At 60.5% G+C, this 18,848-nt stretch carries 20 protein-coding genes; 8 read left to right on the plus strand and 12 right to left on the minus strand.

The genetic code is table 11. From position 1 onward, the window contains the following. Position 1 precedes the first annotated feature (1 nt). Positions 2 to 1,303: an ATP-binding protein gene (locus HU722_RS13455; RefSeq protein ID WP_186754616.1), complete on the plus strand. Its 1,302-nt coding sequence runs from the start codon at positions 2 to 4 to the stop codon at positions 1,301 to 1,303. Here HU722_RS13455 and HU722_RS13460 read toward each other — a convergent pair whose 3' ends face one another. Genes HU722_RS13460 through HU722_RS13470 form a run of 3 tightly spaced genes read right to left on the minus strand, consistent with a single transcriptional unit; the run spans position 1,304 to position 3,056 of the window. Then, entirely contained in the window at positions 1,304 to 1,972 is a 669-nt protein-coding gene (locus HU722_RS13460; RefSeq protein ID WP_065881549.1) for an anti-sigma factor, read from the minus strand. Further along, a complete protein-coding gene (locus HU722_RS13465) occupies positions 1,969 to 2,484 on the minus strand; it encodes a sigma-70 family RNA polymerase sigma factor (RefSeq protein ID WP_186754615.1) in 516 nt (171 codons plus the stop codon). The genes HU722_RS13460 and HU722_RS13465 overlap by 4 nt, the downstream gene beginning before the upstream one ends. A gap of 50 nt (positions 2,485 to 2,534) precedes the next feature. Next, positions 2,535 to 3,056, minus strand: a complete 522-nt coding sequence (locus tag HU722_RS13470; protein ID WP_186754614.1) for a DUF3455 domain-containing protein — start codon at positions 3,054 to 3,056, stop codon at positions 2,535 to 2,537. Between the two features lie 141 nt (positions 3,057 to 3,197). Between HU722_RS13470 and HU722_RS13475 the strand changes: the two genes are divergently transcribed. Then, positions 3,198 to 3,968 carry a class I SAM-dependent methyltransferase gene (locus HU722_RS13475; RefSeq protein ID WP_186754613.1) on the plus strand — a complete coding sequence of 257 codons (771 nt, stop codon included), beginning with the start codon at positions 3,198 to 3,200 and terminating at the stop codon, positions 3,966 to 3,968. 91 nt (positions 3,969 to 4,059) lie between these two features. Beyond that, entirely contained in the window at positions 4,060 to 4,845 is a 786-nt protein-coding gene (locus HU722_RS13480; protein WP_065876344.1) for a sulfite exporter TauE/SafE family protein, read from the plus strand. Between the two features lie 794 nt (positions 4,846 to 5,639). Here the strand turns inward: HU722_RS13480 and HU722_RS13485 are convergent. Continuing rightward, positions 5,640 to 6,878: an acyl-CoA dehydrogenase family protein gene (locus HU722_RS13485; RefSeq protein WP_065889723.1), complete on the minus strand. Its 1,239-nt coding sequence runs from the start codon at positions 6,876 to 6,878 to the stop codon at positions 5,640 to 5,642. 254 nt (positions 6,879 to 7,132) lie between these two features. Between HU722_RS13485 and sfnG the strand changes: the two genes are divergently transcribed. After that, positions 7,133 to 8,218 (plus strand): dimethylsulfone monooxygenase SfnG, encoded by a 1,086-nt coding sequence (gene sfnG / locus HU722_RS13490; protein WP_065889724.1) that lies wholly within the window; start codon positions 7,133 to 7,135, stop codon positions 8,216 to 8,218. A gap of 119 nt (positions 8,219 to 8,337) precedes the next feature. Here the strand turns inward: sfnG and HU722_RS13495 are convergent, their stop codons facing one another. Beyond that, on the minus strand, positions 8,338 to 9,435 hold the full coding sequence (locus HU722_RS13495) for a GNAT family N-acetyltransferase/peptidase C39 family protein (protein ID WP_186754611.1): 1,098 nt from the start codon (positions 9,433 to 9,435) through the stop codon (positions 8,338 to 8,340). Positions 9,436 to 9,529: 94 nt separating this feature from the next. Between HU722_RS13495 and HU722_RS13500 the strand changes: the two genes are divergently transcribed. Then, on the plus strand, positions 9,530 to 11,116 hold the full coding sequence (locus HU722_RS13500) for a RimK family ATP-grasp domain-containing protein (RefSeq protein WP_049708609.1): 1,587 nt from the start codon (positions 9,530 to 9,532) through the stop codon (positions 11,114 to 11,116). A gap of 7 nt (positions 11,117 to 11,123) precedes the next feature. Further along, positions 11,124 to 12,062 carry a magnesium transporter CorA family protein gene (locus HU722_RS13505; protein ID WP_049708608.1) on the plus strand — a complete coding sequence of 313 codons (939 nt, stop codon included), beginning with the start codon at positions 11,124 to 11,126 and terminating at the stop codon, positions 12,060 to 12,062. A gap of 232 nt (positions 12,063 to 12,294) precedes the next feature. Here the strand turns inward: HU722_RS13505 and map are convergent, their stop codons facing one another. After that, a complete protein-coding gene (gene map / locus HU722_RS13510; RefSeq protein ID WP_065876340.1) occupies positions 12,295 to 13,050 on the minus strand; it encodes a type I methionyl aminopeptidase in 756 nt (251 codons plus the stop codon). After that, entirely contained in the window at positions 13,047 to 13,250 is a 204-nt protein-coding gene (locus tag HU722_RS13515) for a ParD-like family protein (protein ID WP_065876339.1), read from the minus strand. The genes map and HU722_RS13515 overlap by 4 nt, the downstream gene beginning before the upstream one ends. A 276-nt stretch (positions 13,251 to 13,526) precedes the next feature. On the opposite strand from HU722_RS13515, the gene ilvA reads away from it, so the two are divergent. Further along, the gene (gene ilvA, locus HU722_RS13520; protein WP_083214658.1) at positions 13,527 to 14,567 is read left to right on the plus strand and encodes a threonine ammonia-lyase, biosynthetic; all 1,041 of its coding nucleotides are present in this window, start codon (positions 13,527 to 13,529) and stop codon (positions 14,565 to 14,567) included. A 225-nt stretch (positions 14,568 to 14,792) separates the two neighbouring features. Next, positions 14,793 to 15,062, plus strand: a complete 270-nt coding sequence (locus HU722_RS13525; protein WP_065876338.1) for a DUF1652 domain-containing protein — start codon at positions 14,793 to 14,795, stop codon at positions 15,060 to 15,062. Here HU722_RS13525 and HU722_RS13530 read toward each other — a convergent pair. From HU722_RS13530 to xylB, 5 genes are all read right to left on the minus strand, one after another. Further along, a complete protein-coding gene (locus HU722_RS13530; RefSeq protein ID WP_065876337.1) occupies positions 15,059 to 15,457 on the minus strand; it encodes a hypothetical protein in 399 nt (132 codons plus the stop codon). The genes HU722_RS13525 and HU722_RS13530 overlap by 4 nt on opposite strands. Positions 15,458 to 15,537: 80 nt before the next feature. Then, positions 15,538 to 15,795, minus strand: coding sequence for a DUF2790 domain-containing protein (locus tag HU722_RS13535; protein ID WP_065876336.1), 258 nt, complete (start codon positions 15,793 to 15,795; stop codon positions 15,538 to 15,540). A gap of 194 nt (positions 15,796 to 15,989) precedes the next feature. After that, the gene (locus tag HU722_RS13540; RefSeq protein WP_065909142.1) at positions 15,990 to 16,259 is read right to left on the minus strand and encodes a DUF2790 domain-containing protein; all 270 of its coding nucleotides are present in this window, start codon (positions 16,257 to 16,259) and stop codon (positions 15,990 to 15,992) included. Between the two features lie 87 nt (positions 16,260 to 16,346). Continuing rightward, positions 16,347 to 17,282 carry a carbohydrate kinase family protein gene (locus HU722_RS13545; protein ID WP_186755318.1) on the minus strand — a complete coding sequence of 312 codons (936 nt, stop codon included), beginning with the start codon at positions 17,280 to 17,282 and terminating at the stop codon, positions 16,347 to 16,349. A 12-nt stretch (positions 17,283 to 17,294) separates the two neighbouring features. Then, positions 17,295 to 18,776, minus strand: a complete 1,482-nt coding sequence (gene xylB, locus HU722_RS13550) for a xylulokinase (RefSeq protein ID WP_186755316.1) — start codon at positions 18,774 to 18,776, stop codon at positions 17,295 to 17,297. Positions 18,777 to 18,848: the final 72 nt, after the last annotated feature.

Genomic DNA, 18,848 nt, shown 5'->3' on the forward strand with positions numbered 1-18,848 from the left:
GATGGTTCGCGTACTGTTTCGCCTCTATCTGATCACCATCGTCACCTACAGTGCGGCGATCTACCTGGTGCCCACGCTGGTGATCCAGCTGTTCGAACACCGCTACGTGAATTACAACATCGAGCAGACCCGCGGCCAGCAAAAGCTGATTGTCAAACAATACCTGCGCGCACCTGTGGAGCGCTGGTCACAGGTCACCGACCAACTGGGCCGCGAATTCGCGCCGCTCAGGGTTCAATTGCTGCTGCGCCAGGACGCCAGCTACACCCCGGCTGAGGAAAAGCTACTGGAGCAGGGCAGGTCGGTAGTGCGCCTGGGCGAATGGGGCTGGATGGAGCAAATCAGCACTCCGATCAATGAGCAATTCGTGGTCAAGCTGACGATACCGCCTGACCCGATGGACATGAACGTGCTGTATTGGGCGATCAACGTGTTGATTGTTGCCGCGCTGCTGGCCTGCCTGTTGGTGTGGCTACGCCCGCACTGGCGCGACCTGGAACGCCTGAAAAGCACCGCCGGGCAATTGGGCCAGGGCAATATGGCGGAACGCACGCGCATTCCGGCCAGCTCCAGCATCGGCAGCCTGGCTTCGGTGTTCGACACCATGGCCGACGACATCGAATACCTGCTCAATCAGCAACGCGACCTGCTTAACGCGGTCTCCCACGAGCTGCGCACGCCGCTCACGCGCCTGGATTTCGGCCTGGCCCTGGCGCTCTCCGAAGACTTGCCCGAGGCCAGCCGTGAACGCTTGCAAAGCCTGGTGGCGCATATCCGCGAGCTGGACGAACTGGTGCTGGAGCTGCTGTCCTACAGCCGCCTGCAGAACCCGGCGCAATTGCCGGAGCGGGTGGAAGTGGTGCTCGATGAGTTTATCGACAGTGTGCTGGGAAGCGTCGATGACGAACTGGAAAACCCCGAGATCGTCATTGATGTGGCGCTCGACTGCGCCGTGGAGCGCTTCAATCTCGACCCGCGCCTTACTGCCCGCGCGTTGCAGAACCTGCTGCGCAATGCCACGCGTTACTGCGAAAAGCGCATTCAGGTCGGCGTGAAGGTCTGCCCCAAAGGCTGTGAAATCTGTGTGGACGACGACGGCATCGGCATCCCGCTGGACCAGCGAGAGCGCATCTTCGAGCCGTTCTACCGCCTTGATCGCAGCCGTGACCGCGCCACCGGCGGTTTTGGCCTGGGCCTGGCCATCAGCCGACGCGCCCTGGAAGCCCAGGGCGGCACCTTGACGGCATTGGCTTCGCCGCTGGGCGGTGCACGCTTTCGCGTGTGGTTGCCCAGCGTCGCCTGATCAGAGCACCTTGACCGCGCGGCCAATTGCCTGGATCGGCCCGGTGGGTTTGCCGGTCGGCGAGCCGCGCGGGTCTTCCAGGGTCAACTCGAACAGCTGGTTCTGCGTGAGCGGCGGCAGCTTGTCCAGCGGTACCGACAGCGTTTGCCCGGGTTTGACCAGGCCCAGGGATACCGGCCCCTGCCAACCGTCACCCTTGGTCCAGAACTGCAGGGCTTTGTCCGCCGGCACTTCCATCACGCCCAGCGGGATCAACTGAATCTGCTGATTGTCACTGGCCTGGATCACCCAGCCCGGGGCCTGGCTTTGCGGCGCAACCAGCACCACGACAAAGGTCGGGTCGGCGGTGGGCGGGCGGGTCAGCAGCAGCGTGGCCAGTACCAGGGTTGTCACCAGCCCGGCACCGGCCAGGCCGCGCCACACGGCCAGCAGATCCCACCAATGCGTGCGGGCGCTGGCGATGTTGCGTTCGATACGCCGCCACAGCTCAGAGGAGGGTGGCACCGGCTCCGCGAGTGCGGTCAGCGGCAACAGGCGATGCTCCCAGGCGTCCACTGCGGCGCGTAATTCGGCGTCGTGCTTGAGCCGTTGTTCCACCTCGGCGCGTTGTTCGCCGGGCAGGGTGCCCAGCACGTATTCGCTGGCCAGTTCGTCCAGTGGGTTGCTCATGCCATGCACTCCCGCAGCGCCGCGAGGCTACGTTTGATCCAGGCTTTGACGGTCCCCAGTGGGGTGTCCAGTTTCTGGGCGATTTCGCTGTGGGAATAACCGTCGACGTAGGCATGCAGGATGCAGGTACGACGGGCCGGGTCGAGTTGCTCCAGGCAGATGTGGACCTGCCCGGCGCGTGCGCTGAATTCAAAGGTGTCGGTTGCCGCGACTTGCTCGTGTTCTTCGCCCAACGGAACTTCGCGGTAATGGTTACGCACAACGTTGAGCGCCAGGTGCCGGGTCACGCTGAACACCCAGCCACGCGCCGAGCCGCGACTGGGGTCGAAACTGCCGGCACCGCGCCAGATCTTGATAAATGCGTCGTGCACGATGTCTTCGGCCAGGGACTTGTCCCTCGCTATGCGCAATGCCACGCCGAGCAAACGGCTGCTGTCCTGCTCATAGAGCTGGCGCAAGGCGCGTTGATCGCCACGGGCGCAGGCCTGCAGACAGGCTTCGTAATCAAACACGCGGTGCTCCCCCCAACGATCGGCATTGGGGGCAGCGTAGCCGACTTTGCTCAGTTGGCTGCCCAGAAAATGTAGTCGGCCTGGTACTTCACCACGGCCTGCTTGCCCTTGTTGGCCGCCGTGCAGGCACTGCTCGGTGCCACGCCGCCCTTGAGGGCAACCCGCTGGATGTAACTCACGCCGCTCATCGCGCCCTTGCCTTCAGCCGGGTTGGCCTTGACCAATTGGTACGGCAGGTTGCCCGCACCCGACGGCGCCACCGCCAACTGAGTGCCGGTGATTTTCGAACCGTCCGTGGCTTGCCAGGTGGCGGGCGGGCCGAAATAGGTGCCGACTTGCTTGCCGCTACGGTCATTCAGCACGGCCTTGGGGCCGACGAAGGTCCACTCGGTCTGGCCGGCGGCGTTGGCGTTGTCGCGGCACTCGTAGGTGATTTCGCCGACACCGGTGGTTTCCAGTGCCACCTTGTGGCCGTCCGGCACCTTGATGCTGTCCGGCAAGCCGGTCTGGGCGAAGGCAACGGGTGCAGCGGCCAGCAGGGCAGTGAGGCAGAACAGTGCTTTAGCGTTCATGGGTGTTTCTCCATTTCAGTAAAACAGCGGGGTGACTGAAAGGACTACCCAGGTTGCGCAGGATTGGATGCACGGATTAGAAAATAAAAGTTTGAAGGCGCACACTGTGCCCCCCGCTTCACCCCTGAGGAGAGATTGGCAATGACTGGTGTCCACGCGTCTGCTCAACAAGGTTTCTCCACCCAGGCGGTCACTTACGCCCAAGGCCGGCCGAATTACCCCAGGCAACTCACTGGCTGGCTCACCGAAACCCTACGGATTGACGCACAGTCGACGGTGATCGACCTGGGCGCCGGCACCGGCAAATTCACACGTTTGCTCAGCACCCTGGCGCCAACGCTGATTGCCGTCGAGCCTGTGGCGGCGATGGGCGCGCAGCTGGCTAAGCTGCTGCCGGGCGTGCGCCTGGTGAATGGCACTGCCGAATCCATCCCCCTGGCGTCTGCCAGCGCCGATGCGCTGGTCTGTGCGCAGGCATTTCATTGGTTCTCCACCCAGGCCGCACTGGCGGAAATCCATCGCGTACTCAAGCCCGGAGGGCGCCTGGGGCTGGTGTGGAATGTGCGCGACGAATCGGTGGGCTGGGTGGCGGCAATCACCGAAATAATCACACCGTACGAAGGCGACACCCCGCGCTTTCATAGCGGACGTTGGCGTGAAGCCTTCACCGGCAAGTACTTTTCCGACCCTGAAGTCACCTGTTTTGCGTACAGCCACGTCGGCAGCCCCCAGGAAGTGGTCATGGATCGCTTTCTGTCAGTGAGCTTTATCGCGGCGCTCCCAGCCGCAGAAAAGGCCAGCGTTACCGCGCAATTGCGCACTTTGATCGACACCCATCCCGACTTGCGCGGGCGGGACACCATCGCCTTCCCGTATCAAACCCAGGCCTATGCCTGTCATCGCCTGCCATAAAAGGCATAAAGTCAGATCATATTGATATAAGTCGTTATAAGAAAAATCGCTATCCTGCGGCCAGAAATTTATAAGGCCGCAGGTAGCGTTGATGGAAGTGGGTAATTTTGGTTTTGTGATTGCCGGCCTGATCGTTGGTTTTATCGTGGGCATGACGGGGGTGGGCGGGGGCTCGTTGATGACCCCGATCCTGCTGTGGTTCGGCATCAACCCGGCGACGGCCGTGGGCACCGACTTGTTGTACGCGGCCATCACCAAGTCCGGTGGGGTGTTGGTGCACAGCAAGAACAAGAACATCGACTGGACCATCACCGGTTGGCTTACCCTGGGCAGCGTGCCTGCGGTGTTGCTGACCCTGTGGTTCCTGGCCAGCCTGCACACCGACCCCAGCGCGATGAACGCGGTGATCAAGCAAGCCCTTGGCGTGGTGTTGCTGCTGACGGCCCTGGCGATTCTGTTCAAGAAAAGCCTGTTGGCTTTTGCCCAGCGACATGCCGGTGATGACTATCACATGAGCCCGCGCAACCTGAACATGCTGACGGTGGTGACTGGTGCCATCCTGGGCACCATGGTTGCCCTGACGTCCATCGGCGCGGGTGCTCTGGGGACTGTGGCGCTGTTTATCCTGTATCCGTTCCTGGCCACGCGGCGGCTGGTGGGGACCGAGATCGCCCACGCCGTGCCTCTGACCCTGGTGGCGGGCTTGGGGCATGCGAGCATGGGGAACATGGACTGGCATTTGTTGGGTTTTTTGTTGATGGGGTCGTTGCCGGGGATTTACTTCGGCAGCCATATGACCGGCAAGCTGCCGGACGGGATATTGCGGCCGTGCTTGGCGGTTATGTTGATGGCGATTGGTTACAAGCTCGCGTTCTGATTTTTGCTGGGGCGGCGGTGGGGGGGGTATATCCGTTATTTAGGTGACGGCCACTTATGGTTCCGCTCTTACAGCGGCTCACTTTGGAAAAGCCCCAAAGTAAGCAAAGGGCTCTTGCCCCAACACTCGGCACCTCGCCTAGGCTCGGTGTGCCCTCACTCCGGCTTGAATCCGTGGGTCGCCGCGATGGGCCATCCTTGGCCCAGCGCGGCTAACCCGGCGTCCTGCCGGGTTACCCACGAATTCAAGCCTGCGTTCGGCCAGCGTGTTTAACGGGGCGCCCCAGATCAAAAGCAAAGCGCGGCGGCCTTAAAGCCGACCGGTATTGTGTGGCCGAACTCGGTCAAAACTGTGGGAGCTGGCTTGCCTGCGATGGCATCACCTCGGTGTAACTGACATACCGAGTTGCCTACATCGCTGGCAAGCCCCTAAAAACAGCGCTTTTGCTCCCCACCACTCAGGCCGGCTGTCAGGCCGCCGTGCTTTTGCTTTTGATCTTTTTGATCTTGATCTTAGGCGCCCCGTTAAACACGCTGGCCGGAATTCGATATTGATTTGGGGGGTAAACCGGCAGGGATGCCGGTTTAGCCGCCCCGCGCCATGGATGGCGCGTGGCGGCGGCCCCCCAAATCAATGTCGGATTACGGGCACACCGAGCCTAAGCGAGGTGCCGAGTGTTGGGGCAAGAGCCCTTTGCTTACTTTGGGGCTTTTCCAAAGTGACCCGCCGTAAGGGCGGAACCCATATCCGCCATCACCCAAATAACGGATACACCCCCCTACCAAAACCGCAACTCAACCCCGGCCCGGCCCATTCCCAATCTGCCAAACAAACGGCGGCTCAGCCCCATTGACCACCCAATCCCCCACAATCCGCGCCTTGTAGATCACCGGATTATGCGACGACACCGTCCGCGCATTACGCCAATGCCGATCCAGCGCTTTACCCTGGCGCACATCCGAAGCCCCCAGTGCGTTAAACAATTCACTGGTAGCCCGCTGAATCAATTCCGACACCACCACTTGAGCCGTCGCCGATTCAATCTCGGCCGCCACATTGGCTTCGCGCTCCACCGCGTCATCCCCACCAAAGCGCGCCACATACGCCCGTTGCGCCGGCACCGTGGCCTTCAATGCGCTGGCTTCGGCCGCATACACCAGCGCTGCCACTTCACCTACCACCTGCTGAACCTGTGCGTCCTGGCTGACATGGGCCGCATTGCCATGGCTGTAGATCCGCTTGCGGCTGCGCACCTGATGCGCCACATCGCGCAACGCTGCACGGCCAATACCGGCCAGGCTGGCGAGCAGAACAAGCTGATAGAACGCGGTCTGGTATTTGAAGCGGGTGGCAAAGTCGATAACGTTTTCCGCCTCCACCACCGCATCGGTAAAGCGCGACGTGCCGCTGCCGGTGGTGCGCTGGCCAAAGCCGTCCCAGTCGTCGCTGTGCACCACGCCAGGCTGGCGTGCGCGGGTGGCCGCTATCACATCGCCGCCGGTGTCGCTGCGCCGGGCGTATACATCGATCCAGTCGGCGAAAATGCTGCCTGTGCTGTAGAACTTTTCGCCATTGAGTTTCCAGGCATCGCCGTCGGGGCTGACCTGGGTGACCACATCGCCGATGGCCACATTGCCGATTTCGGTCCAGGCGCAGCCGACGATGTCGCCGTCCACAAAGCGCTTGAACCACAGGTCGCGGCCAGCACTGGGCGGCGCGTTCAGGCGGTCTTCGGCAAAGGCGAAGTGCCCACGCAAGGCCTGGGGCACGTTGGAGTCGGCTTCGGCCAGTTCGATCAACAATTCGAACAACTGCGGCAGGGAGGCGCCACCACCGCCGTATTCCACCGGCACCCGTAGCGCGCCAAAACCGGCCTCTTTGAGCCACTGGATGGGTTCATGGGGCAGGGTGCGGGTGTGTTCGCGCTCTACCGCGCCATCCGCGATGCGCTGGAAGATCGGTCGGAATCGCGCGGCTAACGTGGGGTAGTCGACGCCAATGGACAGTGGGTTGATGACGTGGTGGTCGGTCATGGGCAAGGTTCCTGGGCAGTGATCGGTACCGGGGTGATTGCACAGTCCGTGCCGGGTGCCGGCGCCCGTATTTGCTGAAAAAAGCCCTGATGCACTGTTGCCCTGGCAACAGTTGATCGACAAACCTGCCCAATCCGCGACATTGGCCTCTGCACCCAGCATTGGCGGCAACCCCCTTGGCCTGGGCGTTTCCCCGGCCTGGCACGCTTGCTGCTCAAGCCCTCGGTACATCCCTTTGTGCGAGGTACCGATTGATGAGTCAGCAAGCCGTGAAATTTGCCTATTGGGTGCCCAATGTCAGTGGTGGGTTAGTGGTCAGCAAGATCGAGCAACGTACCGATTGGGGTATCGACTACAACCGTAAACTGGCGCAACTGGCCGAAGCCGCGGGCTTCGAGTATGGCCTGACCCAGATCCGTTTCACCGCCGGCTACGGCGCTGAGAACCAGCACGAATCCGTGGCGTTCAGCCATGCGCTGCTGGCCGCGACCACCACACTCAAAGTGATCGCCGCGATCCTGCCCGGCCCCTGGCAGCCGGCGCTGGCGGCCAAGCAACTGGCGACCATCGACCAGCTCACCAACGGCCGTATCGCGGTGAATATCGTCAGCGGTTGGTTCAAGGGCGAATTCCAGGCCATCGGCGAGCACTGGCTGGAGCACGATGAGCGCTATCGCCGCTCCGAAGAATTCATCCGCGCCCTCAAGGGCATCTGGACCCAGGACGATTTCACCTTCAAAGGCGACTTCTACCGCTTCAACAATTACACCCTCAAGCCCAAGCCCATCGGCCAGCCGGAAGTGTTCCAGGGCGGCAGTTCACGGGCGGCGCGGGACATGGCCGCGCGGGTCTCGGACTGGTACTTCACCAATGGCAATACCCCAGAAGGCATCAAGGCCCAGGTCGATGACATCCGCGCCAAGGCGGCGGCGAATAACCATTCGGTCAAGGTCGGCGTCAACGCTTTCGTGATCGCCCGTGACACTGAGGAAGAAGCCCGCGCGGTGCTGGCGGAGATCATCGACAAGGCCGACCCGGAAGCGGTGAATGCCTTCGGTGACGCGGCCAAGCAGGCGGGCAAGGCCTCACCGGAAGGCGAGGGTAACTGGGCCAAGTCCAGCTTCGAAGACCTAGTGCAATACAACGACGGCTTTAAGACCAACCTGATCGGCACGCCACAGCAAATCGCCGAGCGCATCGTTGCGCTCAAGGCGGTCGGTGTGGACCTAGTGCTCGCGGGCTTCCTGCACTTCCAGGAGGAGGTCGAGTACTTCGGCAAACGCGTCTTGCCGTTAGTGCGCGAGCTGGAGGCCAAGGCCCAAATCAAACAGGTCGCTTAAGGACAAGCCCCGTAGCAGCTGCCGAGCGTAAGCGAGGCTGCGTCAAGTGCGCTGCGATGTATCAGGGAAAACGCGATGCAAGTTTTGGGGCCGCTGCGCAGCCCAACGCAGCCTCGCTGCTACGGGTTGGAGAATAGGATGACGGCTGCGCGCAATTTGTTATTGCCGAACCGGCACATGCGCTCGAACTCCCCATGGCTGACCGGCAAGTGCTGGCAGTCTAGGGGTTGGCGGTGCTGGCTGTGGTCGACGTCCGGGTCGTGCAGGTAGACGAAGTCCTCGTCGCAATCGGTGATCATCACCCAGTGCGGTGACTTGGAGCGGGTGAGGCGGTAGCTGCTGATCAGCACCAAGGGCTGGCCGCCGTCGCGCAGCACTTGGGGCAAGTCCAGTGCGCCGGCGAACACTTGCTCGACGGCACTGCTGGCCAATTCTTCTTCAAAGGCTTCATGCACCAGGCGCATGACATCCTTTTTATGCGCATCGCGCACGCCATCCAGAAACAGCGGCCCGCGCACATTGACCTGCATGCGCACGGCAAACCCGCGACGCCAGGCCGCCAGTGCCAACCCTTGTGGGCTGCAGCCGCCATGGCCGGCAGTCATGAACACGGTGGTTGCTTCGCGCCAGATCTGCAGCTCTTCGCGCCGCTGCGCCGTGCGCGCCGGCATCAGTGCGCCCATGGCCATCAGCAGGCAGGCGGCGCCACAGGTGAAGTCGGTGGTCTGCTGGTAATACGGCACGCTTTGCGGGCGCGCATCCTGGTGCTGGACGATGCGTTTCTCCAGGCGCAGGGCGGCGGTGTGGTCTTCGTAATAGTCGTTAATCACGGCGAAGCGTCGGTAGCCGGCGCCTTCGTACAGCGCAAGGGCGCCGGGGTTGTCGGTGCGCACTTCCAGGCGCAGGTAGGCACAGTCGTGTTCCACGGCGATTGTCTCGATGCGCTTGAGCAACTGTTTGCCCAGCCCCAAACCGCGCGCAGGCTCGGCGATGGCGATGGAGTACAGGCGCGCCAACGAAGTGCCACGGTGGAACAGCACCAGCGCATAGCCGAGTAACTGTCCATCCGCCTCGGCCACCAGCAACTGCGCATGGGCGCGGCTGACCATCCAGTGGAAACTGCGCGATGACAGCCGGTCAGTGGTGAAACAGTGCTGTTCCAATGCCACCAATTCAGGCACATCGCAGGGGGTTGCAACGCGAAAGGAAAGAGCCATATGACCGCCGTAAAAGTTGCGTAACGAAACGGGACTTCTCTAAAAGATCGTGCTTAATAGAAAAGGTCGAGTTCTCTAAAGCGGATCAAATATTATGTCGGCGGTACAAGGTCATTGGCGTGAAGTATCCGAGCAAACCGTCGCGGCGACAATAACCAATAAGGGTTATTTTTCCGCCCCCCTCAAAGGAGCAAGCCAAGTAGTGATCATTGTCGAGCGCAAGGAAGATTGGGCCTCCTACTTCCCCAGCGAAGACATCGTCACTGCTCAAGAGTACCTGGAGCAAACCCGGGAAAACGAGACCGGCAAGCGTGTGCAGGTGATTAACCTGTGCCGCAGCTACAAGTACCTAGGGCACGGCTACTACTGTTCGCTGCTCGCCGAGGCGCGTGGGCACAAGGTGATCCCATCGGTGCGCACGATCAGCGAACTGACGAAAAAGTCGCTGTATGGTCTGGCCCTGGACGACTTGGATAAAACCCTTGATAAAGCCTTGAATCATCATCTTTACAGCAATACCGAAGGCTTTACCCTGACACTTTACTTTGGCCGGACCAATATAGAACCGTTGCAGGATCTGGCCCGACAATTGTTTGAAGCGTTCCCGTGCCCCATCCTGTTAGTTGATTTCAAAAAGAATAACGGCTGGCACATAGAAGGGGTCAAGTCCGGCGTGTTGCATAAGTTGCGCGATGACCAGGAAGATCAATTCGCCCACGCCCTGGACAACTTCAGTCGCAAGATCTGGCGCCAGCCGCGTTCACGCCGCCTGGCCCGTTATGACTTGGCGATCCTGCACGATCCCCAGGAACAACTGCCGCCCTCGAACGCCAAGGCGCTGGATAATTTTATCCGCGTGGGCAAGGGCCTGGGCATCGATGTGGAGTTGATCGAACGCAAGGACTATTCGCGCCTGGCCGAATACGACGCCTTGCTGATTCGCGAGACCACCAGCGTCGACAACCACACCTATCGCTTCGCCAAGAAAGCCGAAAGCGAAGGCCTGGTGGTGATGGACGACCCGGCGTCGATCCTGCGTTGTACCAACAAGGTCTACCTCACCGACCTGCTCAACAGTCATCAACTGGGCATGCCCGCCACCGAAATCCTCTACAAGGAACGACCGGAAGATTTCGAACGGGTCGGCGAGCGCCTGGGGTTCCCGCTAGTGCTGAAGATCCCCGACGGTTGCTTCTCCCGTGGGGTGATCAAGGTCGAAAGCCAGGAAGCCTTGCTCAAGGCCACCGCCGAGTTGTTTGAGCATTCGGTACTGTTGCTGGCCCAGGAGTTCTTCTACACCGAGTACGACTGGCGCATCGGCGTACTCAACCGCAAGCCGATCTTTGCCTGCCAGTACTTCATGTCCAAGGGCCATTGGCAGATCTATAACCACAAGGCCATCGGTCAGGATATCAACGGCGAATGCCGCACCCTGGCGGTCCACGAAGCGCCCAAGGCGGTGGTGGAACTGGCTGTGAAGACCGCCAACCTGATCGGTGACGGGCTCTACGGCGTCGACCTCAAGCAGTCCGGCGACAAGGTGGTGGTGATCGAGGTCAACGACAACCCCAACATGGATGCGGGAATCGAGGACGCCTATTTGCAGGACGACCTGTACGGCTTGGTGCTGGAGGAGTTCGTGCGGCGCCTGGAGTTGAAACGCCAGGGCCAGGTCTGGTGACCCGGCGATGATCCAGCGTTTTGAGCTGACCGATGGCAAGCTGCAGAGTGGGGAACATGACGACGCCCCGATCATGTTGTTCAACAACCCTGACCTGGCCGAGCGTGAGTGGCTGCGCGACCACCATAAGCTGGACGAACACGCCCTGGCCTCGGCGCTGGACCCTGACGAAGTCTCGCGAATTGAGTTTCACCCGGACAATCTCTTCCTGATCTGGAAACGCCCGGAAAACTACTCGGGTGGCGGCAACCTGGTGTTTGAAGTGTCGTCCTGCGGCCTGCTGTTTTCACCCAGCCGCCTGTTGGTGATCGCCACCGATGAAACCCCACTGACCGGCCTCGGCAAGCGCCGCCCGCTGCACACCCCGCTGGATGTGTTGCTCGACCTGCTGCTCAACAACATCCACCACTACCTCGGCCACCTCAAGGTGATCAAGCTGGTCGCACGTGAGTTGCAGCAGCAGTTCAACGCGTCGATGAGCAACCATCACCTGATGCAGATGTTCAGCCTCAGCGAAAGCCTGATCTATTACATCAACGCGCTGCACAGCAACGGCGCGGTGCTGTCGAGACTGCGCAACCACGCGGAGAAAGAGCATTTCGGTGCCGAGATTCTCGGGCTGATCGACGACCTGATCATCGAAAACCACCAGTGCTACAAACAGGCCGAGATCTATTCCAACGTGTTTTCCGGGCTGATCGACGCGCGCGGCAACTTGATGAATAACAGCATGAACAACCTGTTGCGCAAGCTCACACTGATCAACGTGGTGTTTTTGCCGCTCAACCTGATTGCGAGCATTGGCGGCATGTCGGAGTTCAGCATGATGACGGCAGGCACGCCGTGGTGGGTGTCATATCCGCTGTTCCTGCTGGCGATGGGGCTTGGGGCTGGGCTGATGGTGTTGGGGCTCAAGCGCATAGCCGGCGGCGCGAATGTCGTGTGAACACCGATCCCCTGTGGGAGCTGGCTTGCCTGAGCATAGGCATCTACATAACTTGAGCAAGCCCTCTACGTAGCAGCTGTCGAGCCCCGGCGAGGCTGCGTCAGCGGTGTGTCAGACAGGCCGCAAACGCAGCCTCGCCGGGGCTCGACAGCTGCTACGCATATTACATTTGAAAATGTGTAGATACCTATGGTCATCGCAGGCAGGCCAGCTCCCACAGGTTTCGAGTTGCTCAGGCGTCAGGTTGCAGGGTCAGGACTTCGAAGCCATCCGCTGTCACCGCCACGGTATGTTCCCACTGCGCCGACAGGCTGTTGTCCTTGGTCACCACGGTCCAGCCATCCTTCAGGCTGCGCACTTTGCTGCTGCCCTGGTTGAGCATCGGCTCAATGGTAAACACCATGCCTTCGCGCAGTTCCAACCCGGTGCCGGGGCGGCCGAAGTGCAGGATCTGCGGTTCTTCATGCATCTGCCGGCCAATGCCATGGCCGCAGTACTCGCGGACCACGCTGTAGCCGTTGGCTTGCGCGTGGCTCTGGATGGCGTGGCCGATATCGCCCAGGCGGGCGCCGGGCTTGACCTGGCGGATGCCGGCCCACATGGCCTCGAAGGTCATTTCCACCAGGCGCCGGGCTTTGGGGGCGACGGTGCCGATCATGTACATCTTGCTGGAGTCGGCGATAAAACCGCCTTTTTCCAGGGTGATGTCGATGTTGATGATGTCGCCGTCCTTGAGAATCTCCTTGGCGCTGGGCATGCCGTGGCACACCACCTCGTTGATCGAAGTGTTGATGGAGAAGGGGTAGTCATACTGGCCAAGGCTGGCAGGGCGGGCCTTGAGCTCATTACGAATGAAGGCTTCGACGGCGCTGTCCAGCTCCAGGGTAGAGCGGCCGGCGGCGACAAAACCGTCGAGCATGCTGAAGACCTGGGCCAGCAGACGTCCGGCTTCACGCATCACGGCCAGTTGCGGGGCAGTCTTGATCATGAATTACGCCCCCGGATCAGGTCAGGCTTGTCGAGCAACAGCTTGTTGATCAACGCATTGTAGGGCAGGTCGGGGTTGAGTTCGGCAAGCAGGCCGATCTTGATCCAGAACTCGGCCTGGGCGTTGATGGAGCGGTCCATCGCGGCGCTGGCCAGGCGCAGTTGTTCGTGCAGTTGGTCGGTGATCTTGACGATGCCCATGATGTTCACTGTGCGGTATGAATATACAAATCGTATACGTTTCGTATATTAATCGTAAAGCCCCATGCGTTAAATGGCGCTTCGCCATTGACGAAGTCACGGGCTGCCGGTTAGTTTCGTCACATGACCTTTCAAGCCTTGTGCAGCCAGCAGAACATTATTATTACCGCCATTCCTCATTTGGCGGGATAGCGCACGGCTGTACCCAAACCCGCCCTAGAGGCGGGTTTTGTTTTTCCGTCTCCCGGGCCCTTTACAAGAAGCCAGGAGATACCTATGAGCACCTGTACCGCGCCTCACACCGCCGACCCGGGCCTGCTTGAACATTATGTGAAGAAGATTCTCGCCGCCCCGGTGTATGACCTGGCGGTGCGTACGCCCTTGCAGGCCGCTCCGGCGTTGTCAGCGTTGTTGGGTAACCAGGTGCTACTCAAGCGCGAAGACCTGCAACCGACCTTTTCCTTCAAGATCCGTGGCGCCTACAACAAGTTGGTGCAGCTCACGCCTGAGCAAAAGGCGCGTGGCGTGGTCACGGCCTCGGCGGGCAATCATGCCCAGGGCGTAGCGCTGGCAGCAAAGGCGTTGGGGATCCAGGCGCGGATCGTCATGCCCAGCACCACGCCGGAGTTGAAAGTAGTGGGCGTACTCTCACGGGGCGCCGAAGCGGTGCTGCACGGGGCGAGCTTCCCCTTTGCCCTGGCCCATGCGCTGCAGTTGGCCGAGTCATCCGGGTGCACCTTCGTTTCGCCCTTCGATGACCCGGAAGTGATCGCCGGCCAGGGCACCGTGGCCATGGAAATCCTGCGCCAGCAGCAAGGCCCGCTGGACGCGATCTTCGTGCCGGTTGGGGGCGGTGGCTTGATCGCCGGAGTGGCGGCCTACGTCAAATACCTGCGCCCCGAAGTGCGCATCATCGGTGTCGAGCCCGAGGGCTCCAGTTGCTTGTTGGCGGCGCTGCGGGCCGGTGAGCGGGTGGTGCTCTCCAGCGTTGACGGGTTTGCCGACGGCACGGCGGTGGCGCAGGTGGGCGCCTATGGGTTTGAAATCTGTCGGGACTGGGTGGATGAGGTCATCACCGTGAGTAATGACGAACTCTGCAGCGCAATCAAGCTGATCTACGACGATACGCGCTCTATCACCGAACCTTCAGGCGCTTTGGCGGTAGCGGGGATTTGCAAGCATGTTGGTGAGCATGGCGTGCGCGGGCAGACGCTGGTGGCGATTAATTCCGGGGCCAATATCAACTTCGATAGTTTGCGATATGTTGCTGAAAGAGTGGTTGCGCAGCACGCTGACTTCCGCGAGGTAAAGGGTTAAACGTTTAATCAAGGCCATTCGACGCTTATCTAACTAAGTCTATAAGTTCAAGTTTTAATTATATGAAATGGAAGCCTGCTTATGAGGAATGGTTACAACGAGGTCGGATTTTGCCGAGTACGCTTGGGTGTCATAAGCGTCTTCCAAGGTCGGTAAGACGCGGCGGGCAAGCGCTCGCTGAATTCACAACAACTGTTGGCAGTCTCAAGAAAGGAGAGGTTGACCATGCTTTCGGAATTAGAACTTCGCAGCATTATTGAAGGAAGTTTCCTGCCCAAGCGGTGCGAATGCACCAAAGCCGAAGATGCTTCGCTGACGATCAAAGTCTATGACGACCGCGACCGTGATCGGGTGGATTTGGAAGTCAAAGGCATAAACGCAGACAAACTCGACAGCAGTCGAGCCATCTGCAACCTGATCACCGGTTTGCGTGAAAACCTCAAGCACACCCAGGCACCCGTCCTGCAAAAAGTAGCAGGGCGCAGCTACAACTAACAGGACGCCTGAGGTTGGACGACCGAAGACCTGTGGGCCTGGATAAACGCCAGGCCCAATACGGTTTCCGTTGCCACCGCCAGTAGAATGCCGGGTCCGGCATTGCCGTTTATCCATTCACTGAACCCCAACGCCGCCAACACCAGGCATCCGGTGATAAAGCCGGTGGTCATGGCGCGTCGCGTATCGGAGGGCGGTGCGTGGCGAGCGCGATAAAATATCACGCCGATGGCCAGGAACAGTGCTGCGTTACGCCGGGCAACCAGGCCCGTGGTGCTGGTGTATTCCACGCTCCACAGCCACAACATCCATTCGGGGCGCAGGCCCCATATTAAGGCCAGGGCGAAGCAGAGCACGGCGGTAAAGAGGGCGAGCGTGTGAAAGCGCAGTTGCATGGCGAATCCTTTCAGCCGTTTGACGAGCGCGCAAGGATATCGCGTGTTGACGCACTACGCCGCCCTTATCTGCAGCCTGTTCAGTTTTGGAACAGGCAAGCCTCGGACATTTTTTTGTAGCTCACATAGTGCAGTTCACCGGCCTTGTCCAAGAACTTGATCTGGGCGTCGATGACCTTGCAGTCATTGGTCTGGGGCTCGGTCATGGCAATCACTTTCTGAATGTCCATGGGCATGCCGTAGTGATACGGCACGGGTTTTGTTTCAGCCTGTGCCATTGCCGATAGGGTGGTGAGCGCCAAGGTGCAGCCGAGCAGGAATACGCTGTGCATGTTCATGAGGATTCTCCGTCAGTGGTCCGGTTCATCAATGCGATGAAGCGGTGACCGCCCCTTCAGCCAATAGCCTCGGAAATGCGGTTGGGCTCACTGTTATCTCTCCACCTTAATCATTGATTAAATTAGGGTTTTTGAGAAAAGTCCTACATGTTCATGCGGTGAAAACCGACGGTATAGCCCGATCTTTTAACGGCTCAGTTCTGGAAATCACAGGCTTCGGACATTTTTCGATAGCTCACGTCTTCCACCTTGCCCGCCTTATCCAAAAACTTGATATCGGCCTTGATGACTTTGCATTCGTCGGTCGGGGTTTCGTTCATCGCCAGCACCTTGTCGATATTCATCGGCATGCCGTACTGGTAAGGCACGGGTTTGGCAGTGGCGGGTTGATCGTCGGCCTGGGCCAGGCCTGAGGCTGCGGCCAGCGCCAAGGCGCTGCCGAGCAGTAAAGTGCGCAGTTTCATGGTGGTTCTCCGCAAGTGGGTACGACTTGACTGTCGACTTGCGGGATTAACCATCGATTAATTTCTACTTGGCTGACAAAACCTTCATCAGAGCTGCTCGCGATACGGCAGGTCGGGCCCGGTCTTGCCGCAGGTCAGGGCAGCGGCGCGGATGGCGAAACCCAGCATGGCATCAATCTGCGCGCGCGTGAGCTGTTGCAGGCCTTGCACCGAATCCAGCTGCTGTTCGGTCAGCCAGGCAATCAAGGCGGCCTGGAAGGTATCGCCGGCACCCACCGTGTCGGCCATCACCACTTTGACCGCAGGGGCAGACCAGGTGCCATGCTGACGGCTGAATACGCTGGCGCCATCGCCACCGCGCGTCAGGAACACCAACTGACAACGGTGTTGCAGCCAGCCCTGCAGCACGCTTTCAGGCGATTGGTCGGGGTAGAGCAGGTGCAGGTCTTCATCGCTGACTTTGATCAGGTCGGCATGCTTGACCAGCTCGGCCACGCGATCGCGCCACAGTTTGATGTCCGGTTGCGGGTTGAGCCGCACGTTGGGGTCGAGGCTGATCAGGCGCTTGCCGCTTTCGCGTTTGATCAACTCCAGCAGGGTGTCGCCAATCGGCTGCACCACCAGCGAAAAGGAGCCGATATGCAGGCCGCGAATGTCATCGCCCAACTCCGGCAGGTGGGCGATTTCCAACAACCGGTCGGCACAGCCTTCGCCACGGAAGTTGTACTGCGGTGAGCCATTGGCGCCCACGGCGACCATCGACAAGGTGGTCGGCGCGGCAAATTCCACCAGGAACTGCTCGCTCACGCCTTCATCCTTGAGCACCTGCAACAAGCGGCGCCCCAGGAAGTCGCTGGATAAACCGCCAAACAGCCCGGCGTCGATACCCAGGCGACGCAACCCGACCGCGACGTTGAACGGCGAACCGCCGGCAATCGCCTTGTAATTGACCTTGGAAGCCTGCCCGCTGGGATCTTCTTCGCTGAAGAAATCAAACAGCGCTTCGCCACACACCAGATACATAGTCGTTCGCTCTTAAAGGGTTGCCACAAGCTGCTGATAGCGCTCGTAAGCCTGTTGATAGGCGCTGACATTGGCCGTCACCGGTAGGGTCCGGCTGGCCGGGTCGACGCTCACGCATTTGTTGCACAGGCTGGCCAGGGGTTCGCCAGACTGGCTCCATGCCGCCTGAATCGCTGCGCCCAGGGCGGCGGCTTCGCTTTGTTCAGTGCAGATGACTTCGGTGTTCATGATATCGGCGACCATCTGCCGCCACACAGGGCTTTTCGAACCGCCGCCGATCAGGCGGATGCTGTGGCTTTGCAGGCCGGTCTGGCGCAGCAGGTCGAGGCCGTAGCGCAGGCCGAACGTGGTGCCCTCGACCACCGCGCGACACAGGTTAGCGCGGGTCAGGTTGGTCATGGTCAGGCCATGCAGGCTCCCAGTAGCGTGGGGCAGGGCGGGCACGCGTTCGCCGTTGAGGAAGGGCAGCATGCTCACGCCCTCGGCCCCAATAGGCGCGTGTTCGACCAACGCATTGAACGCGGCCAGGTCGAGGTCGAACAGCTCGCGGATCACCCCGGTGGCGTTGGTCAGGTTCATGGTGCAGATCAACGGCAACCAGCCGCCGCTGGATGAGCAGAACGTGGCGACCGACGCCAGCGGGCTCACGTTAGGCTGGTCGGCGAACGCATACACGGTGCCCGACGAACCCAGGCTCATGGTGATAACGCCTGGGGCAATGTTGCCGGTGCCGATGGCGCCCATCATATTATCGCCGCCGCCACTGGAGACGATGGCGTTGGGGTTGATGCCCAGGCGTTCGGCAATCGCCGGAAGCACGCTCCCCACGCTTTGATCCGCTTCAATCAGTTGCGGCAAGGCATGTTCCAGGCGACCGCTTGGGTCGATGTGCTTGAGCAGTGCCACATCCCATTCACGGCTGCGCACGTTGAAATAGCCCGTGCCTGACGCATCGCCGTATTCCGCGACCGCACGGCCGGTGAGCCAGTAATTGAGGTAATCGTGGGGCAGCAGGATGTGCGCGATGCGCGCGAAGATGTCCGGATGCTGCTCGCGGGTCCAGAGCAATTTGGACACGGTGTAGCCCGGCGCAATCGCCACGCCGAGGCGTTCCAGCGAACCGCTTTCACCACCAAGGTGTTGCAGCAGGCGGTCGTTCTCCGGTGCGGTTTCGGTGTCGCACCATAACTTGGCCGGGCGCAGCACCTCACCGTTCTCGTCCAGCAGCACCAGGCCATGTTGCTGGCCGGAAACACCGATGCCGAGGATGTCCTGGCCATCCACGCCGGCCTGTTGCAAAGCGCGGTGGGTGGCTTCGGTGAAAGCGTCCAGCCATTCCTGGGTGTGCTGCTCGCGACGGCCATTGGCGCCGCTGATCAGCGTGTGCGCAGCGGCGCCGAGGCCCAGCACCCTGCCGCTGGAGGCGTCGAGGACGATGGCTTTAGTGCCCTGGGTGCCGCAGTCGATGCCGAGAAACAGGTTTTGCTGGGTCATGAGGATTTGCTCAGCAGTATTATTGTTGGAGTGCTAACCCGATCAACTGTGGGAGCAAGCAAGCCAGCTCCC

This window comes from Pseudomonas tritici (assembly GCF_014268275.3).
Taxonomy (GTDB): Bacteria; Pseudomonadota; Gammaproteobacteria; order Pseudomonadales; family Pseudomonadaceae; genus Aquipseudomonas; species Aquipseudomonas tritici.

Bases quoted from the DNA above. Each gene is read 5' to 3' on its own strand.
- HU722_RS13455 (WP_186754616.1), top strand. From the start codon at position 2: ATGGTTCGCGTACTGTTTCGCCTCTATCTGATCACCATCGTCACCTAC.
- HU722_RS13460 (WP_065881549.1), bottom strand. From the start codon at position 1,972: ATGAGCAACCCACTGGACGAACTGGCCAGCGAATACGTGCTGGGCACC.
- HU722_RS13470 (WP_186754614.1), bottom strand. From the start codon at position 3,056: ATGAACGCTAAAGCACTGTTCTGCCTCACTGCCCTGCTGGCCGCTGCA.
- HU722_RS13475 (WP_186754613.1), top strand. From the start codon at position 3,198: ATGACTGGTGTCCACGCGTCTGCTCAACAAGGTTTCTCCACCCAGGCG.
- HU722_RS13480 (WP_065876344.1), top strand. From the start codon at position 4,060: ATGGAAGTGGGTAATTTTGGTTTTGTGATTGCCGGCCTGATCGTTGGT.
- HU722_RS13485 (WP_065889723.1), bottom strand. From the start codon at position 6,878: ATGACCGACCACCACGTCATCAACCCACTGTCCATTGGCGTCGACTAC.
- sfnG (WP_065889724.1), top strand. From the start codon at position 7,133: ATGAGTCAGCAAGCCGTGAAATTTGCCTATTGGGTGCCCAATGTCAGT.
- HU722_RS13495 (WP_186754611.1), bottom strand. From the start codon at position 9,435: ATGGCTCTTTCCTTTCGCGTTGCAACCCCCTGCGATGTGCCTGAATTG.
- HU722_RS13500 (WP_049708609.1), top strand. From the start codon at position 9,530: ATGTCGGCGGTACAAGGTCATTGGCGTGAAGTATCCGAGCAAACCGTC.
- HU722_RS13505 (WP_049708608.1), top strand. From the start codon at position 11,124: ATGATCCAGCGTTTTGAGCTGACCGATGGCAAGCTGCAGAGTGGGGAA.
- map (WP_065876340.1), bottom strand. From the start codon at position 13,050: ATGATCAAGACTGCCCCGCAACTGGCCGTGATGCGTGAAGCCGGACGT.
- HU722_RS13515 (WP_065876339.1), bottom strand. From the start codon at position 13,250: ATGGGCATCGTCAAGATCACCGACCAACTGCACGAACAACTGCGCCTG.
- ilvA (WP_083214658.1), top strand. From the start codon at position 13,527: ATGAGCACCTGTACCGCGCCTCACACCGCCGACCCGGGCCTGCTTGAA.
- HU722_RS13525 (WP_065876338.1), top strand. From the start codon at position 14,793: ATGCTTTCGGAATTAGAACTTCGCAGCATTATTGAAGGAAGTTTCCTG.
- HU722_RS13530 (WP_065876337.1), bottom strand. From the start codon at position 15,457: ATGCAACTGCGCTTTCACACGCTCGCCCTCTTTACCGCCGTGCTCTGC.
- HU722_RS13535 (WP_065876336.1), bottom strand. From the start codon at position 15,795: ATGAACATGCACAGCGTATTCCTGCTCGGCTGCACCTTGGCGCTCACC.
- HU722_RS13540 (WP_065909142.1), bottom strand. From the start codon at position 16,259: ATGAAACTGCGCACTTTACTGCTCGGCAGCGCCTTGGCGCTGGCCGCA.
- HU722_RS13545 (WP_186755318.1), bottom strand. From the start codon at position 17,282: ATGTATCTGGTGTGTGGCGAAGCGCTGTTTGATTTCTTCAGCGAAGAA.
- xylB (WP_186755316.1), bottom strand. From the start codon at position 18,776: ATGACCCAGCAAAACCTGTTTCTCGGCATCGACTGCGGCACCCAGGGC.